17 protein-coding genes and 2 pseudogenes are annotated in these 15,763 nt (G+C 47.5%); 9 read left to right on the forward strand and 10 right to left on the reverse strand.

The window, feature by feature from the left end:
- The first annotated feature begins 13 nt into the window (after nucleotides 1-13).
- Nucleotides 14-496: a hypothetical protein gene (locus P402_RS0109770; protein WP_235188906.1), complete on the forward strand. Its 483-nt coding sequence runs from the start codon at nucleotides 14-16 to the stop codon at nucleotides 494-496.
- Between the two features lie 25 nt (nucleotides 497-521).
- Here P402_RS0109770 and P402_RS0109775 read toward each other — a convergent pair whose 3' ends face one another.
- Nucleotides 522-1,202 (reverse strand): VOC family protein, encoded by a 681-nt coding sequence (locus tag P402_RS0109775; RefSeq protein WP_026828514.1) that lies wholly within the window; start codon nucleotides 1,200-1,202, stop codon nucleotides 522-524.
- Nucleotides 1,203-1,307: 105 nt separating this feature from the next.
- Here P402_RS0109775 and P402_RS16435 point away from each other — a divergent pair, with 105 nt between their 5' ends.
- Nucleotides 1,308-2,177 carry an alpha/beta fold hydrolase gene (locus P402_RS16435; RefSeq protein ID WP_034769903.1) on the forward strand — a complete coding sequence of 290 codons (870 nt, stop codon included), beginning with the start codon at nucleotides 1,308-1,310 and terminating at the stop codon, nucleotides 2,175-2,177.
- An 83-nt stretch (nucleotides 2,178-2,260) separates the two neighbouring features.
- Here P402_RS16435 and P402_RS0109785 read toward each other — a convergent pair whose 3' ends face one another.
- Genes P402_RS0109785 through P402_RS0109795 form a run of 3 tightly spaced genes read right to left on the reverse strand, consistent with a single transcriptional unit; the run spans nucleotide 2,261 to nucleotide 4,168 of the window.
- Nucleotides 2,261-2,767, reverse strand: a complete 507-nt coding sequence (locus P402_RS0109785; RefSeq protein WP_026828515.1) for a DNA topology modulation protein — start codon at nucleotides 2,765-2,767, stop codon at nucleotides 2,261-2,263.
- Nucleotides 2,768-2,789: 22 nt separating this feature from the next.
- Complete coding sequence (locus P402_RS0109790; protein ID WP_026828516.1) at nucleotides 2,790-3,041, reverse strand: hypothetical protein; 252 nt, start codon at nucleotides 3,039-3,041, stop codon at nucleotides 2,790-2,792.
- A 50-nt stretch (nucleotides 3,042-3,091) separates the two neighbouring features.
- Nucleotides 3,092-4,168, reverse strand: a complete 1,077-nt coding sequence (locus P402_RS0109795) for a DUF871 domain-containing protein (protein ID WP_026828517.1) — start codon at nucleotides 4,166-4,168, stop codon at nucleotides 3,092-3,094.
- Nucleotides 4,169-4,302: 134 nt separating this feature from the next.
- Between P402_RS0109795 and P402_RS0109800 the strand changes: the two genes are divergently transcribed.
- Complete coding sequence (locus tag P402_RS0109800; protein WP_026828518.1) at nucleotides 4,303-4,791, forward strand: DUF4825 domain-containing protein; 489 nt, start codon at nucleotides 4,303-4,305, stop codon at nucleotides 4,789-4,791.
- 88 nt (nucleotides 4,792-4,879) lie between these two features.
- On the opposite strand, the gene P402_RS0109805 is transcribed toward P402_RS0109800, so the two are convergent.
- From P402_RS0109805 to P402_RS0109815, 3 genes are all read right to left on the reverse strand, one after another.
- Nucleotides 4,880-6,253, reverse strand: a complete 1,374-nt coding sequence (locus P402_RS0109805) for a PTS transporter subunit EIIC (protein WP_014970250.1) — start codon at nucleotides 6,251-6,253, stop codon at nucleotides 4,880-4,882.
- A 12-nt stretch (nucleotides 6,254-6,265) separates the two neighbouring features.
- Nucleotides 6,266-7,117 carry an N-acetylmuramic acid 6-phosphate etherase gene (gene murQ / locus P402_RS0109810; RefSeq protein ID WP_026828519.1) on the reverse strand — a complete coding sequence of 284 codons (852 nt, stop codon included), beginning with the start codon at nucleotides 7,115-7,117 and terminating at the stop codon, nucleotides 6,266-6,268.
- Between the two features lie 148 nt (nucleotides 7,118-7,265).
- Entirely contained in the window at nucleotides 7,266-9,206 is a 1,941-nt protein-coding gene (locus P402_RS0109815) for a glycoside hydrolase family 3 protein (protein WP_026828520.1), read from the reverse strand.
- A gap of 314 nt (nucleotides 9,207-9,520) precedes the next feature.
- Here P402_RS0109815 and P402_RS0109820 point away from each other — a divergent pair, with 314 nt between their 5' ends.
- From P402_RS0109820 to P402_RS0109830, 3 genes are all read left to right on the forward strand, one after another.
- A complete protein-coding gene (locus P402_RS0109820; RefSeq protein ID WP_026828521.1) occupies nucleotides 9,521-10,183 on the forward strand; it encodes a type 1 glutamine amidotransferase domain-containing protein in 663 nt (220 codons plus the stop codon).
- A gap of 266 nt (nucleotides 10,184-10,449) precedes the next feature.
- On the forward strand, nucleotides 10,450-10,665 hold the full coding sequence (locus P402_RS0109825; RefSeq protein WP_034769904.1) for a dihydrodipicolinate synthase family protein: 216 nt from the start codon (nucleotides 10,450-10,452) through the stop codon (nucleotides 10,663-10,665).
- A 100-nt stretch (nucleotides 10,666-10,765) separates the two neighbouring features.
- Nucleotides 10,766-11,197, forward strand: coding sequence for a VOC family protein (locus P402_RS0109830; protein WP_235188860.1), 432 nt, complete (start codon nucleotides 10,766-10,768; stop codon nucleotides 11,195-11,197).
- 77 nt (nucleotides 11,198-11,274) lie between these two features.
- Here P402_RS0109830 and P402_RS16865 read toward each other — a convergent pair.
- Nucleotides 11,275-11,430: pseudogene (locus tag P402_RS16865) on the reverse strand (IS3 family transposase); the annotation flags it as partial.
- A gap of 167 nt (nucleotides 11,431-11,597) precedes the next feature.
- On the opposite strand from P402_RS16865, the gene P402_RS0109835 reads away from it, so the two are divergent.
- The gene (locus P402_RS0109835; protein WP_026828524.1) at nucleotides 11,598-12,422 is read left to right on the forward strand and encodes a dihydrodipicolinate synthase family protein; all 825 of its coding nucleotides are present in this window, start codon (nucleotides 11,598-11,600) and stop codon (nucleotides 12,420-12,422) included.
- 165 nt (nucleotides 12,423-12,587) lie between these two features.
- On the opposite strand, the gene P402_RS0109840 is transcribed toward P402_RS0109835, so the two are convergent.
- A complete protein-coding gene (locus P402_RS0109840) occupies nucleotides 12,588-12,998 on the reverse strand; it encodes an Lrp/AsnC family transcriptional regulator (RefSeq protein WP_026828525.1) in 411 nt (136 codons plus the stop codon).
- 153 nt (nucleotides 12,999-13,151) lie between these two features.
- On the opposite strand from P402_RS0109840, the gene P402_RS0109845 reads away from it, so the two are divergent.
- Nucleotides 13,152-13,916 (forward strand): MBL fold metallo-hydrolase, encoded by a 765-nt coding sequence (locus tag P402_RS0109845; RefSeq protein WP_026828526.1) that lies wholly within the window; start codon nucleotides 13,152-13,154, stop codon nucleotides 13,914-13,916.
- Nucleotides 13,917-14,048: 132 nt separating this feature from the next.
- Nucleotides 14,049-14,918 carry a PhzF family phenazine biosynthesis protein gene (locus tag P402_RS0109850; RefSeq protein WP_026828527.1) on the forward strand — a complete coding sequence of 290 codons (870 nt, stop codon included), beginning with the start codon at nucleotides 14,049-14,051 and terminating at the stop codon, nucleotides 14,916-14,918.
- A gap of 71 nt (nucleotides 14,919-14,989) precedes the next feature.
- On the opposite strand, the pseudogene P402_RS16440 reads toward P402_RS0109850, so the two are convergent.
- Nucleotides 14,990-15,748, reverse strand: a pseudogene (locus P402_RS16440) (RNA-guided endonuclease TnpB family protein); the annotation flags it as partial.
- Nucleotides 15,749-15,763: the final 15 nt, after the last annotated feature.

Consider the following 15,763-nt stretch of genomic DNA (forward strand, 5'->3'; position numbering starts at 1 on the left):
TCTTACGAAAGAAGTGATTCACTTGAAAAAACATCTTTTGAGCCTCTGTTTCCCGGTCGTCTTTTTAATCGTTCCGTTCTGGACCGATCAACTGTCGCCCCTGTTACAGACACTCTTTTTCCTGATGTTGTTCATCTCGATTTGTCTGTCATTACATACGGGCTGGACATTACTCAGCCCACGCTTTCCGAACTGGACGAAACGCGTCAACAGGATTCATCCGGCACTCGGTATCCTGCTTGGTCTCGTTCTCCTGACGGCATTCGGTTACCTGTTCTTCACCGTTTTTTCGCTCGTCACGTTTGGGATCATCCAAAGTATCCTGACGATTGTCCTGATGTATATCGGACTGGCGATTTTTGTCTTTCTCCTCAGTTGTTTCGTCGAAGGGATTACGCGTCAATCCAAAGAGGCGTTGTTTCAGCCCGTCTTGATTTTTGTTTCCGTCTCCTATGTCGTCTTGACGACGTTCGGGATTTTACAGCTCATAGCGTAACCTTTAAATCCGTCTTATGACGGGTTTATTTTTCGTGGTGCAAGACACCTTCTGCATCCAGTCGGACGCGTAGATTCACGTCGAGTTCGAGAACAAGCGGACTGGTGATGGCCGGTTTCGGTGAGAACAACCATGTCCGGGCTTCTCGTCCAAGCAACAGATGTGTCCCGTCTTCCGGTGCTCCGAGGAAATTCAGGAAGTCGACGTTAATCGGTTGATGGTAGCGGTGAAAGACACCGAGTTCCGCAAATTTTGCTCCGACACCAGCGACGTCCGGCGTCGTGACGTTCATTTCCCCGATATCGAGAATGTTATGTACACTGAAGCTGTCAAGCGACTTATTCGGATTGACGTCATGGCGGGCAATCAATTCGACGACGTTTTCATCCGGATCATAAAAGTAAACGGAATGGGCATTGATGTTCTCAAAAAAGATTTCGTCTTTCCCGTCCTCGATCAGTAACGGGACACGTTGTTGCAACCAGTCCTTTGCCAGCTGAAACGCATCCCCCGGGACGTTAAACGCAAAGTGGTATTGTTTCGGTTGCTCTGTCGTGTCGAGCTCAAACCGAAGTCGGCTCGTCCCGATCTGCACCGTAAACGCTGTTGCCGTTTCCTCGACGAGCGGAAAACCGAGTGTACCCGTATAAAAGTCCTGCATCAGCTTTATCTGATCCATCCAAAGTGTTACTGCTGTAATTTTCATCCTTCTTCTCCTTCGCTATCGATTCAAATTGATTAGCTTTAGTATACAACAAATGATGTATAATACTGGTTAATTAGTAAATACATACCTATAGGAGGCAGACAGATGAAACGCTATACACTGGAATGTAACGGGATTTCAACACAGATTACCGAATGGGGCGAAGCGGACCGCCCGGTCATTTTTTGCCTGCACGGTCTTGGCGGGACGAGCCTCAGCTTCATTGAACTGGCCGATGCCTTACAAGATACGTACCGGATCGTCTCGATTGATGCACCCGGTCACGGAAAGACCGAACCCTTCCCGGACGAACGCGATTATCGGTTTGCCCGCTTTTCCAATTGGCTGAACCGGCTGTTTGAACAGCTCGACATCCAGGATTTTTATTTTCTGTCCCACTCCTGGGGTAGCTTTATCGCACTCTTTTATCAGAAGGAACAGCCGGACCGGGTTCTCGGCTCCATCCTGATCGACGGCGGATATCAGAGCAAACGGTTACGCGGGACACCACTCGAACAGGAATCTGCATTTTACGATACGGATTTCGAAGAGTCCGTCGCGACGTGGGAAGAGTTCCGGGACGTTGCCGTCTACGGACCCAAGATGCGCCGGTCGCCACTGCTTGATCTGGCCGGCAAGGATTTTGTCCGGATGCAGGACGGCCGGTACTACTGGCATGCCCGGGCAAAGACGGCGCGCGCCATCCTGACCGCGATGTATCAGGATGAAATTCTCGACTTCCTCGACACCGTTCCGGGTGACAACCTGGTGTTGCTTCGCGCGACGTTACCCGTTTCCGATGAACCGTTCCGTCAAGAAGCAATCGCTCTGTGGCAGAAGAAAACCGGAGGGACTGTCGTGTCTGCTCCTGCGACTTCCCACATCGTGCATTGGGATGATCCGGAATCGGTGTTGCACGTGATTCAGGAACACTGGACCAAGACTCTTGCTGTCAATGAACAGCAACAGCTCTAAATCAGTAAAGGATTGAATGCTTAAAAAACGACTCCCTGTTGTCCGGGAGTCGTTTGCTTTGTTTTCTCTTTTCCACGTACTGCTTAGCCAACACTTTCGATGAACCGCCGGACTTCTTTCCGTGACTTTAACACGATAATTGTCTTCGTTGCTGCCGCTTGAGCAAGTCTCGCTTGAATATCCGGTCGCTGTTCATCCGGATAACGCCACACCCACTTCAAAAAAGCAAAATCGATTTTTTCCGGACACCCGGCCGCCATATCTGGTCGTGACTTATGCCGGTACCGAATCGACCGTTTGAGAATCCGGTAGACACACGTCGTTCGCGGTAGATCAAGAAAGATGATCGTATCCGCCGCGTTGAGCCGGAGGTCCATCGTTCCACCGTAATTTCCGTCGATGATCCAGTCATCCCGGCTGATCAAGTCCGTTTGTATCCGTTGTTGTTCCTCGCGCGGAACTGCCTGCCAGTCCGCCCGCCACAACAAACTGTCGAGATGGTGGACAGAAATACCGAGCCGTTGACCCAGTTGTCTCGCAAGCGTCGACTTACCTGATCCGCCGGAGCCGATCAACATAATCTTTTTCATTCCGTTTCCATCCTTTCTTTCCTTACACGTCATTTACCGGCTCGTTCTCTTTCACGTATCGCTCCAGATAAACAGAAAGCAATTCGTTTATTTGAAACGCCAGTACATTACCACCGTTAACGGAAAGTCTGAAAAATGGTGTCGTATAATGTCCAGCCGTCTGATGATGTTCTAAAAATCCATCAATTGCTTCCATGAACATATTTAAATCAGCAAAAGCGTCCACCGAATAGAGGTTTCCATTTTTCAATTTTAAAAAGAGCTGCTCCTTCACATCATCCCTCCGTCTCTATGTAAATCAATTTTTCATTATTTATAATTCAATTACAGAGAATTGATAGCGACTTCCGCCTTAACCCAATTAATCCGGAACCGCACACCGGGACCAATCTGTTGCAGCAACGGTCGGTCAACTTCAATTACGCGTCCGATGACATTGACCCGTTCGTCGGCCGCGAGATCCCGTTTGGTGATTTGTAATTCCCCGGCATACCGACCGTAACGCAGATTATCAATCGTAATCGATCCAAGGGGCCGGTCGGATACAGTCGCAGGTTCGAGAAGTTCGTCGCCCGGTCGGCCGTAAGTACGTGACTCGACCGAGCGGATGACATCGCGTGCCGGATCCATCCGATTTGTCTGGACGCTCTTCAACAGGGAATCACCGCCTTGTCCCGTTGCCCGGAGGACAATGATCCCCTCCTGATAGGCAGCAAACTGCCGCATCGTCGTGTCCGACAAGCCGGGGTCCCCGACCAGTATCCGGTCGACGGACGTTTCCAGATCGAGATAACAGGCAAACGGTGATTGTCCGCGGTGGTCTTCGAGCGTCGGTAACGTTTCGTCAAGCGGTCCACGCAGTTGCCCGTCTCCCGGGATGAAGGCTTGGACACCAATCCCCTGTTCACGAAGCCACCGGTTTTTATCATTGAACCAGTCACGATCCAGTCCTGTTTCCGGTCGCGGATAAAAGTTGTGCCACGCCTCGACCTGCTCAAGCACGAGCCCCTCCGCTTTCATCGCATCGAGTTCCACCGCCGTCAGCGTACTGGCGTTTAAGGCGACCATCATCTGTTTTGATAAGTCCGCGACCTGTTTTGGTGTCACGCCGTAGTCGACCCGCAGTCCGGTCACGCCCCATTCGGTTAAGGTATCGGCATTCTCCCACGTCTTGCCGAGTGCGGCAAGGGAAGTCGGGGCGATATCCGCGACGAGTTCCATCTTGAGCTGTTGCGCGAGTTGCCCAAGCGTCCGCAAGCGTTCCGTGTACAACGACGGATCGTCTTCCGGAATATGTAACGAGGTAAAGATTGAGGTAAAACCGATCGTCCGCATCTGTCGGATGCTGTCTTTCGCCTCATCTGTCAGTGGTTCACTCAAATAAACGGCAAGTCCTTTCATCTGTTTCACTCCTTCTTGTCAGCGTAGTGTTCAAAGACCGTCAATTGTTACTAAAGTTCCAATATAAGAATTTTTTAGGAGATACTTCATGAATTATGATACCATTAGTACGAGATCCATAAAGGAGAGATTGCATGAAACGAATTTTGATTCCATTCCTGTCGATTGCCTGTCTGGTATTGATCTGGAACGGCTACAGTCAACATGCCGATTCAAAGACGGACCTGTTCCAACATAAACATTCTTCTGTCGGCGACAACAGCGCCGTCGCGAACATCGTCAAAGAACTGGCACACCATCAAGAGTTGCATCAAATTGCTCTCGAAACGAAACAAACACCGTATGGCATCCATTTGACTTACAAGGACATCGAGACAGAAAACATCGAACAGGAGATCAAAGAAACGGTCCTGTTCAACGCAACCTACCTGTTTGTCCTCGTCGATAACGTGGACCGGATTACCTTTACCTTCCCGGACTACGATTATACAGTGACACGGGACCAACTCGAACACTGGTACGGTCAAAACCTCAGCACGATAAAACAGGAGTCCGATGTAAAAAAGCTGCTCCAACACCATTTGAAGTCGGAAACCAAGATCAACCAGTTTTTTGCTGACTGATCCTGAACATGATTTGAGTCAAAAAAGATGGAACATCACTGCGACGTGATGTTCCATCTTTTTGTTGTGTGCCGCTCTTTTGCTGATGTTAAATCCCGTCCGCCATTTCTTCCTTGAAACCAAACCAGAATGTAAACAGGAAACCGAAGACGTACGAGATGACAAGCCCGCCGATGTACGTCAGGTACATCCCGTTATCGATCAACGGTGTCAACGACAGACCGGATACGCCGACGCCAAGCGCTGCTGTCTTCATCGTCGCCTGGAAGGCTCCGCCGACTGCTGCTCCCATACAAGCTGTCAGGAATGGACGGCCGAGCGGTAAGGTGACCCCGTAAAGTAACGGTTCGCCGATACCGAGGAACCCGACCGGAATTGCCCCCTTGATGATGTTGCGCAACCGTTGATTCCGTGTCTTGACGAAAATCGCCATCGCTGCCCCGACTTGCCCGGCTCCCGCCATCGCAAGAATCGGTAGCAGTGCCGTGTTGCCAATCGTATTTAACAGCTCCAAATGAATCGGTGTCAATCCGTGATGGAGACCGACCATGACGAGCGGCAGGAAGAATCCGGCGAGGACGGCACCGGCAAGCGGACCACCGACTTCAAGAATCACGTTGATTGCCTTCATGATGCCGTCAGACAAGACCCCCGCGACCGGCATGATCGCATAGAGTGCCGTAAAGCCGACAATCAAAACAGTAAAGAGTGGTGTAAAGATGATATCAATCGAGACCGGCATGAACCGGCGAATATGTTTTTCCAGATACGTCATCAACCAGGCGGCAAAGATGACCCCAAACAAACCACCCCGACCGACGACTAGCGGTTCACCGTAAATAATTATATCGACAAGTAACGGATTAAATAGAATTCCGCCGGCAATTGCGCCGAGAACCGGTGTGCCACCAAATTCCTTCGCCGTATTCCAACCGACGAGAATCGCTAAGTAGGCAAAGACGGTACTACCGATCAATAACAGAATCTGCATCCACGTTTCTGTCGCATCAACTCCGGCGTTTTTCGCGAAGTTCGCCGCTCCATTGATGATCCCCGACGCGACGAGTCCCGGAATGAGCGGGATGAAGATATTTCCCAAACGGCGTAAAAAACGTTTGAACGGTGACTTTTGTTTGTCCTTCACTTTTTGCCGTTCGATGGCAGCCCGTTCTTCAAACGTCAGATTCTCATCGACCGACTCTTCACCGATTGCAAGCCCCGTCTCACGACTCAAATGATCGGCCACCCGGTTGACCGTTCCTGGTCCAACAACGATTTGCAGGGTCTCGTCATCGATGACCCCCATGACACCGTCAATTTGTTTGAGGGCCTGGATGTCCGCTTTCGTCGGATCTTTCAGCGACAACCGGACACGTGTCATACAATGGGCCAGTTGCCGGAGATTGTCTTTTCCCCCGACATGTTCAAGGATGGCGGATGCGAGCACTTCTTCCTTCTTCATGTTCGTCCCCCCTTAAAGCGCGTCGCGGACGAATCCGTGCGCATGTTGTAATCGTTCGACTGCCTCAGTATACGAAACGTCCGCTAAAATCATGACGATCGCCGTCTTGACGTGACCATTCGCCGATGTGAAATAACGCGCGGCTGTCTCAAGATCAACCCCTGTCGCTTCCACGATCATTCGTTTGGCCCGAATTTCGAGTTTTTCATTCGTCGATTGGACATCGACCATCAAGTTTTGGTAGACCTTCCCGACACCAATCATCGCTGCCGTCGAAATCATGTTCAACACGAGCTTTTGTGCCGTGCCGGCCTTCAGGCGTGTCGAGCCGGTCAAGACTTCCGGTCCGGTTTCGACTTCAATTCGGAAGTCCGCGTGTTCACTGATCGCCGCCTGCTTGTTGCAGGACAGGGCAGCCGTCGTCGCACCGACTTCACGGGCATAGTCCAGACCACCGATCACGTAAGGAGTCCGGCCGCTTGCCGCGATGCCGATGACGGTATCATTCGCCGTCAGCTGAAGTGCCCGTAAATCTTCGACGGCTTTGATCAGTGCCCGTTCGCCCCCGGCGATCAAGCCGACGACCATATCCGGTGAGACCCCGAACGTCGGCACACATTCGGCCGCATCGAGCACACCGAGTCGGCCGCTCGTTCCGGCTCCGATGTAAATCAATCGTCCGCCCGCTTGAAACGATTGAATGACGCAATCGACGACTTGTTTGATGACCGGTATTTCCTGCTGAATGACAGCAGCGACCGTTTGATCCTCCGCATTCATGACCGTCAACATTTCTTCGACCGACATGTCGTCGAGACGCATCGTCTTTTCATTCCGGCGTTCTGTCGCTAATTTCTCTAACATGACCTTCATCCTCTCTGACAACTCCTTTTACTTTCTATTCGAAAAATATAATAACAATTAAAATTAATAATAAATGAAATTTAATTTCAAAAAGAGTCAATAGGGAAAGCCCAATCGGATTGATTGAGCTTACCTATTCCCTACGTCCTTACCGGTTCCAGTTGCGGAACCCATCCCCAAACTCGAGGTGAAGTTTGTTCCGGAACGTACCGTCTTTGAACTTCGGTACATCAACCGGCAGTTTTCCTTGTGGTTTCACTTCACCAAAGATGGCGCGGATTCCTGCCGGTAAATTCGGTCCGGCTGATTTCGTGTTCCCGGCTTCCGAGTCCGGACCATTGGGATCTCCCTTAAAGCCGTAGACAAGCAGTTGCGCTTTCGCGTCCGGTTGCACGGCGACATCATAAGGGTTTCGGAGACTGAGCAGAACGGACGGTGTTTTTGTGCGTTTCGCCTGACGGAACACTTCCGCCGGAACATAATGGTCCGCCGATGTCGCTTTCAGCTTGTCACTGTTGTTAACGTTTGAGCCGACGATGATGTAGTCCGCAGCTGCGATCTTTTCTTGCAGATTCGGATTTTGCTCCAGATGCGGCGTCGACGCCGTATAATTTTCTGTCAATATGTTCACGTGTTTCAAATTGCCCGCGTTTTTCTCAAGCGACTGGATTGTCTTGACCATACTGTCCGTCTGATCTTTTGCCGGTGACAGGACCAGGATCGTCTCCCCTTTTTTGGGTTTGAACGGTAATGTTTTCTTGTCATTTTTGACGAGCGTGACCGCCGCTTCCGTCATTTTCCGCTCAAGTGCCTTATGTTCCGGACTGCCGACAATTGTTTTCGCTTGTGCCAGTTTTTCATCGAGCGTGACCGGTGTGTCCGTTTCATTCCAAATGCCGCGTGTTGCTTTTAACGTCAAAATCCGCGAGACAGACTGATCGATGTCCGCTTCCGACAGCTCACCGCTTTCGACAGCTTCGATCACATCGTCAAAAATCGTCTCGAGTTTCGTCACGTCTTGTGTCGACCGGAGAATCGTCGGCATCAAGGCGATATCGACGCCGGCTTTAAACGTTTTGATGACGGCTTCCGACTCCGTGAAGTTGTCAGCAATCGCCTGCATGTTCAAGGCATCGGTAATGACAAGTCCCTGATACCCAAGCTCTTCCCGCAAGACGCCGGTGATGACGTCATCTGATAACGTCGCCGGTAACGGGAACGTGCCTTGTGTCGATTCGACGACCTCATCCTCGATCTGCGGCATCCCGATATGTCCCGTCATAACCATATCGATTCCTTCGGCAATCGCCCGTTTAAACGGAATCAGTTCCAGCCGTTTCAGTTCGGCCAGTGATTTATCGACGACCGGCAAGCCGTAATGCGAGTCAACTGCCGTATCCCCGTGTCCCGGGAAGTGTTTTGCCGTCGCAGCGACTCCTTGCTTCTGAATGCCTTGCGTCATGGCCGAGCCCAGTTCCCCAACCAGGTTCGGATCACTTGAAAACGAACGAACACCGATGACGGGATTGCCCGGATTGTTGTTGACGTCCAGGACCGGACCAAAGTTGACATTGATGCCGAGTGCATGCAATTCGGAGCCGATGATTCCTCCTGCCGCCTCAGCGTAGGATGCACTGCGAGTCGCTCCAAGTGCCATATTACCCGGCAAATTCGTTCCCGTTCCGAGTCGTGTCACGATGCCACCTTCTTGGTCAATCGTCACGAACAACGGGATATCGTTGCTTGTATCCTGCTTGACGACCTCCTGCAAGTCATGGACCAGTTTCGTTGTCTGCTCCGTCTCGCTGACATTTTCCGCAAACAGGATGACGCCCCCTAAATCAAACCGGTCGATGACCCGTCCGACTTCCGGTGCCAGCTTCGTATGATTGACCCCGTCCCATAACCGGAAATCCGGCATGATCATTTGTCCGATCTTCTGCTCAAGTGTCATCTGCTCCAGTTGTGCGTCGACCCGTTCCGTGACGGATGGTGTCGTTTCCGCCGCGACCGGTTGCATTGGCAGCGACGCGGCGAGTAGTGCCGTCGTCAATCCGAGTGTTGCTGTCCAGTTGAGTTTCTGTCCCATATGCTCAGCTCCCCTTTTGTTTTGACCCCTGCTTGAATTGCTTTTACATCCACTGTTTGGCGTTTTTCCAATCGCCGTTGGTGCTTTCCCCTGCGTTCACCGTTAGTATAGCAACCACCTTAAAAAGAAACAATGTTTTATTTGAAAGCGTAATCAATATGAAACAAAGTTTCTATTTGCATTATTCAATAGCATGAAGTTTTTTATAAATTTATTTATGGATAGACCTATTTTTATTAATTTGTTTTTACATCAACTACGCGCTATTCTAATCACGTAGCGAATTACTGAACACATCCAAGGAGGAAATAAACATGAGTAAACACGTATTAATGGTCGTAACAAACGCCAGCAAAATGAAAGAAGGACATGCAACAGGCATTTGGTTATCCGAGTTCGGCGAAGCCTATGTTGCGTTCCAAAAAGAAGGCTATACGATTACGGTCGCCAGTCCAAACGGTGGACTTTCGCCAATCGACGCCCGCAGCCTCGAAGACGACGTACCGGCAGACATTCAAGCCACGGCCCCACTGCTCGAAAACACACTCGATCTGAAATCCATCAGCGACTTCAGTCCGTTTGATGCAATCTTCATGCCGGGTGGTCACGGTACGATGTTCGACTTGCCACACAGCGATGCCTTGAACCACGCACTACGGACGTTGTTCGAAGCGGGTAAAACTGTTGCTGCCGTCTGTCATGGACCAGCTGGACTCGTCAGTGCGACACTGACAGACGGAACACCACTCGTCGCCGGTAAAACAATCGCAACATTCACGGATGAAGAAGAACGCGCGACAGGACTCGACATCTACATGCCGTTCCTGCTTGAGACACGTCTCCGCGAACTTGGTGCGAACATCATCGTCGCCGACAACTTCACAGAAAACGTTCAAGTCGACGGAAATCTTGTAACAGGTCAAAATCCACAATCTACGGTTGCGGTTGCAAATGCCGTCATCAAGACACTTAACTAAACAATCAAGGGAGATCCTTTTTTACGAAGGATCTCTCAGACTGAAGACAAAAAACGATTTTTCTCGTAATCGAGAAGAATCGTTTTTTTGCTGGCTTCTAATCGTTTTCACTAAACAAACATTGTTTTTGAACTTTATAATTTCTACGTTTGTTCATCTGGAATGCTAAGTATGAATATGTCATACTACTCTCGAATAACACGGAGTTCATCCAAAAAACTTAGGGCGAAGGAGTAATTATATGTTGAAAGAAGCCTTTCACATTGGTGTCAACTGCATTTTTCCGAGATGAAGCCCTGAATGTAAACGGAACAATTGAACATATTCGATATTTATTCGACCAAGGAGAAAAGTCTATACTTGTGTGCGGATCGACTGGAGAGCAACATAGCCTGGAACTGAAAGAAAAATTATTTTTACTAGAGGCATTAATGATTGCTCACGAGCACATGATCGAACATAACAAAATCGGTAAGAGTTGACCAAATGACCCCAGAATTGAAGGAAAAACGAGACTCTAGGATCAAAACTCCTGAGAAAAATCGCGAAATGAATCTTGAGGGCCAACTATAAGAAAAGGAAGTGTTTCAAACGATACAGTCTGTTGTATATATTGCATTGGTTGTTGATGACTATGATGAAGCCATTAATTTTTATACGAAAAAGTTAGATTTCACATTACTTGAAGATTCCTATCAAGAAGAACAGGATAAACGCTGGGTTGTAGTTGCTCCTCCAGGAACACTTGGAACTGCAATACTACTTGCAAAAGCTTCGAAAACAGAACAGCTTCCGTTCGTAGGTAATCAAACCGGCGGCCGAGTTTTCCTATTCCTTGGAACAGATGATTTTTGGAGAGATTACAACAAAATGATTGAAAAAGGAATTAAATTCGAAAGAGAACCTAAAGAGCAGCCTTACGGAATTGTAGCTGTATTTAAAGACTTGTACGGAAACCTGTGGGACTTGATTCAATTCAAAGCAGACCATCCAATGTTCAAACGAATAAATTGAACTACTTCCCACCTACGCTACGCTTAGAGGTGTAGGATTCTTGAGTTATTCGACCTAACAGCCGAAAAATTATCAGGCTAACCCCGTCGTCCAAGTTGTTTATGGAGGCGCTCTTTGTTATAGAAGTAGGTTGCGATGTAGAATTCCAGCTCTTCATAGGCTTGAAACTCATGCAAATAATACAGCTCTGACTTCAAAGCACCCCAAAAGCCCTCGGTTGGGACATTGTCGAGAAGAATCGTTTTTTTGCTGGTTTCTAGTCGTTTTTACTAAACAAACATTGTTTTTGAACTTTATGATTTCTACGTTTTTTCATCTGGAATGCTAAGCATGAATATGTCATACTACTCTCGAATAATACGGAGTTCATACAAAATACTGAGGACAAAGGAGCAATAATATGTTGAAAGAAGCATTTCACATTGCTGTGCCAACTGCATTTTTTCCAGATGAAACTTTGAATGTCGACGGAACAATTGAACATATTCGATATTTGGTCGACCAAGGAGAAAAGTCGATTCTTGTGTGCGGATCGACTGGAGAGCAACATAGCCTGGAACTGAAAGAAAAATTAGTTTTACTCGAGGCGTTGATGAATGAAGCATATTTACTTAATGACGAGATAGAGGTTTTATTTGGAGTATCCGCGATTAGACAAAAAGAAGCCGTTGACTTAGCTCACGCCATAAAAGAGACTCGAATTGCGGGAATATTGCTAGGATATAGTCCATATCTCCTGCCATCACAAACAGAAGCTCTACGGTACTCTGAAACAATCATTCAAGCTAGTCAAAAAGATACCATTCTCTACAATAACCCCGGTCGGACAGGATTTGATTTATCCATTGAAAGTATCATTCAATTAAGTGCTCAAGACAAAGTCATCGGAATAAAAGAAGCCGGTAATAAGAATAAAGTAGAACGATTACAAGAACACATCAGTGACTTTTATTATTATGCGGGGGGAGAAGTGGATTTGAAAGATAAAATCGCTTTAGGGTTCAATCGATTATCTTCCATATCAGGTAATGTATATCCGAAGGAAATAAGAAAATGGTTTTTTTCTTTGATCGAAGATACGCCACTTGCAGAGAGCGAGCAAAAAGAGGTCACCGCCTTGATCAACACAGTGTTTGCCGGTTCTCCTATCGTTCATCTTAAACGAGAGATCAATGCAAAAGGAATTGCGATGGGAATTTGTCGAAGCCCTTTAGGAAATTGTTAATCGATTTCATTCGCCTTCGCTACTTTTGTCATTCAAACAATGCGGAAACATCATATTCTCCATATGAGCTTCCCAATCAAGAAGAAAGTCGTTGTCCGTCTCTTATTTCTTCTTGATTGAAGTTTATGTTTAGCCGGTCGAATCTGGACAAAACAACATGACAGTTCATGGTTCGATGACGATTGAGAGTTTGTAGTTCACATACTTACTTAACCCTTTCAAAAAGGCGTTCAGTTCACCATTCGATGGAAATCTGCACTCCAATAGGTAACATGATTCACCACTCAGCTTATAATTTCGCCTGACATATTTACGATGTTCTTCTAAGAACAATAAATAGGGATCATGGAACGAGGAAATCATAAAGATGTTCACCATCGCATGAACGGTGTTTCCTATCTTCTCTTCATCCACCGTGATGGAATAGTTCCGGATGACGTCAGATTCCTCAAGTTTCTTCACCCGAGTTGCTACCGCTTGTCCAGTCAAATGTACACGTTCTCCGAGTTCCCGCATCGTCATCCGACTATTTCGGTTTAGTTCTTCCAGAATTCTATAATCTGTTCGATCAAGCATGGCTGCTCCTCCTTTATTCGCAAAAGAACGATCTATCATGACATCACTTTCAAATATCAAGTTTTTTTATCTATTTACTTGATTTCTTCTATGTCTTATTCGCACATTCTTTTTTTATACTATAGTTATCATACGATAAAAGGAGAAATGATGATGAATATTCAACTTATCCGAAATGCGACAATCCGACTGGAGTACGCGGGACTTACTCTCTTAGTTGATCCATTTTTGGCAGATCAAGGTGCGTACCCTGCATTTCCGAACTCAGTCCGACAAGACCAAAAAAATCCTTTGGTAGACTTACCTCTGACGGTAGAAGAAATTATCGATGGCGTGGATGCGGTGATTCTGACCCACCTCCATCTTGATCATTACGATGAAGTCGCCAAACAACATCTGCCGAAGGATGTGAAAGTATTCGTTCAAAATACCGAAGATCAAGCTCTGATCGAAAATGATGGATTCACCAACGTCGAACTATTGACGGATGAATCTACATTTAAAGAAGTAGAACTCATTAAAGTAAAGGGGGAACATGGACGAGGCGAGATTCTGAAACTGACAGGTGAAGTATGCGGAGTCATTCTCAAACATGATACAGAACAAACACTATATATTGCAGGCGATACTGTTTGGTATGAGGAGGTTGCAAAAAATATTAAGTCACACGCCCCTTCCGTCATCGTCGTGAACGCCGGCGACAATCAATTCCATGCAGGCGGCTCTCTTGTGATGGGGAAAGAAGACGTACATGCTGTTCATCAATCAGCACCAGATGCCTCCATCATCGCCGTCCATATGGAAGCCGTCAATCATTGGACTTTATCAAGAGAAGACTTACGCAGATTTGCGGCGTCGAAGCATTTTTCTAGTAAACTCGTCGTTCCTGAAGACGGTCAAATCATTAATACTCTATAAAAATCTGTATCCCGATGTTGATTCCGCTTGAACTTCCTCCCCCGCCTACACTTAGAGGGGGAGGATTCCTAAGTGAAAATGACACGGAGGTGCTTTCCGCTGAATTTCAAACATTTGAAAAGGAGTAGACTCATGAAACAAGAGGTGTTTACAGTCCGATCTTTCGCAAAAGATACTATTGGAGGGAATGAAGCAGGAGTAGTCTTAAATGCAAATCATTTGAACGAAGAACAGATGAAAAAAATTGCACTGCTTTTGGGTTACAGTGAAACAGCTTTTGTGAGCGAATCGGATATTGCAGATTTCAAAGTCCGCTTCTTTACTCCCGAATATGAAGTAGATCTTTGTGGCCATGCGACGCTCGCTGTTTTCCATATTTTATTCAGTGAAAAAATCATAAGTACAGGCACTTTTTCACAAGAAACCCAAGCTGGAGTGTTAGAGGTTGAAGTAAAGCAGGACGGGACCATCATGATGAATCAAAACCGGCCACAATTCTTGGATATATTACAGAAGGACGAAATAGCACGGTCATTAAACATTGATCCCACTGAAATATTAAGTGATTTGCCCATTCAGATCGTTTCTACAGGTCTAAGAGATATCATCATCCCGATTAAAAACCTTAAAACACTTCAGCGAATAAAACCAAACTTTTCCGAGATTACAGCTGTCAGTAAAAAATATGACACTATAGGGTATCATCTATTTTCATTCGATACCTTGGGTAACGCAAATGCACATACAAGAAATTTCGCGCCTTTATACGGTATCCCAGAAGAGTCTGCTACAGGAACATCCAATGGTGCTTTAAGTTGTTACTTATTCAACTATAAAAAACTGGAGAAGAAATCCGTAGAAAACATTGTGATTGAACAAGGTTATACAATGAAGAAACCTTCAGAAATTTTTATTGGATTGCTATGCGATGAAACCGGAATTACACGTGTAACCGTTGGTGGTAGAGCTGTCTTAATCGAAAAAAGAGTTTTGGATGTTTGAACTACCTCCACCTACGCTTTGCTCAGAGGTGGAGGATTCCTGAGTTATCCGACCTACCGGTCGAAAATTTATCAGGCTAACCCCGCCGTCCCGACGGTTGAAGAAGCTAAGATGCGTTCAGCTTCTTGTTTGAGATTCAGTCCTGCATTCACATCCCGGTCGTGATGGATCCCGCAACTCGGGCATGTCCATTCACGCAAGCCAAGATGTTTTACGTCTTTGTGTTGATGTCCGCAACTCGAGCACAATTGGCTCGAAGCAAAGGTCTTGCCAACCTTCACGACGGTCTTCCCGTACCAGTCTGCCTTGTACTCCAGCATGCGGAAGAACTCCGACCAGCTGACGTCCGAGATGGCCTTGCTCAACTTGCGGTTCTTCTGCATGTTCTTCACCTGCAAGGTCTCGATGCCGATGACGTCGTGGCTTTTGACGATCTCGGTCGATACCTTGTGCAGGAAGTCGGTGCGCTTGTTTGCAATCTTCTCGTGGATACGGGCAACCTTCCGCTTCTGCTTCTGATAGTTCCTCGCCTCGGACAGCGTAACTTTCTTGTTCAAAGCGATGCGTTGACGGCGGGAGAGCTTGCGCTGTTCGCGCGCCAGTTTCTTCTCGAGCTTACGGAAGTAACGGTCGTTCTTGTATACCGTGCCGTCCGACAGGATGGCGAAGTTCTTCAGTCCGACGTCGACGCCGACAGATGAACCAGTCTTCGGCAGCTCGTTGATCTCCTGCTCGACGAGCAGGGAGACGAAATATTTGCCTGAAGCGTTACGTCGAATTGTGGCGTTCAAGATACGGCCTGTGACCTGTTTCGAATGGGCGAAGCGAAGCGGCGCAATGCTTGT

Source organism: Exiguobacterium sibiricum 7-3 (genome assembly GCF_000620865.1).
Classification (GTDB): Bacteria; Bacillota; Bacilli; order Exiguobacteriales; family Exiguobacteriaceae; genus Exiguobacterium_A; species Exiguobacterium_A sibiricum_A.

Excerpts from the sequence above, each read along its gene's own strand:
- P402_RS0109775 (WP_026828514.1), bottom strand. The coding sequence starts at position 1,202 with ATGAAAATTACAGCAGTAACACTTTGGATGGATCAGATAAAGCTGATG.
- P402_RS16435 (WP_034769903.1), top strand. The coding sequence starts at position 1,308 with ATGAAACGCTATACACTGGAATGTAACGGGATTTCAACACAGATTACC.
- P402_RS0109785 (WP_026828515.1), bottom strand. The coding sequence starts at position 2,767 with ATGAAAAAGATTATGTTGATCGGCTCCGGCGGATCAGGTAAGTCGACG.
- P402_RS0109795 (WP_026828517.1), bottom strand. The coding sequence starts at position 4,168 with ATGAAAGGACTTGCCGTTTATTTGAGTGAACCACTGACAGATGAGGCG.
- P402_RS0109800 (WP_026828518.1), top strand. The coding sequence starts at position 4,303 with ATGAAACGAATTTTGATTCCATTCCTGTCGATTGCCTGTCTGGTATTG.
- P402_RS0109805 (WP_014970250.1), bottom strand. The coding sequence starts at position 6,253 with ATGAAGAAGGAAGAAGTGCTCGCATCCGCCATCCTTGAACATGTCGGG.
- murQ (WP_026828519.1), bottom strand. The coding sequence starts at position 7,117 with ATGTTAGAGAAATTAGCGACAGAACGCCGGAATGAAAAGACGATGCGT.
- P402_RS0109815 (WP_026828520.1), bottom strand. The coding sequence starts at position 9,206 with ATGGGACAGAAACTCAACTGGACAGCAACACTCGGATTGACGACGGCA.
- P402_RS0109820 (WP_026828521.1), top strand. The coding sequence starts at position 9,521 with ATGAGTAAACACGTATTAATGGTCGTAACAAACGCCAGCAAAATGAAA.
- P402_RS0109835 (WP_026828524.1), top strand. The coding sequence starts at position 11,598 with ATGTTGAAAGAAGCATTTCACATTGCTGTGCCAACTGCATTTTTTCCA.
- P402_RS0109840 (WP_026828525.1), bottom strand. The coding sequence starts at position 12,998 with ATGCTTGATCGAACAGATTATAGAATTCTGGAAGAACTAAACCGAAAT.
- P402_RS0109845 (WP_026828526.1), top strand. The coding sequence starts at position 13,152 with ATGAATATTCAACTTATCCGAAATGCGACAATCCGACTGGAGTACGCG.
- P402_RS0109850 (WP_026828527.1), top strand. The coding sequence starts at position 14,049 with ATGAAACAAGAGGTGTTTACAGTCCGATCTTTCGCAAAAGATACTATT.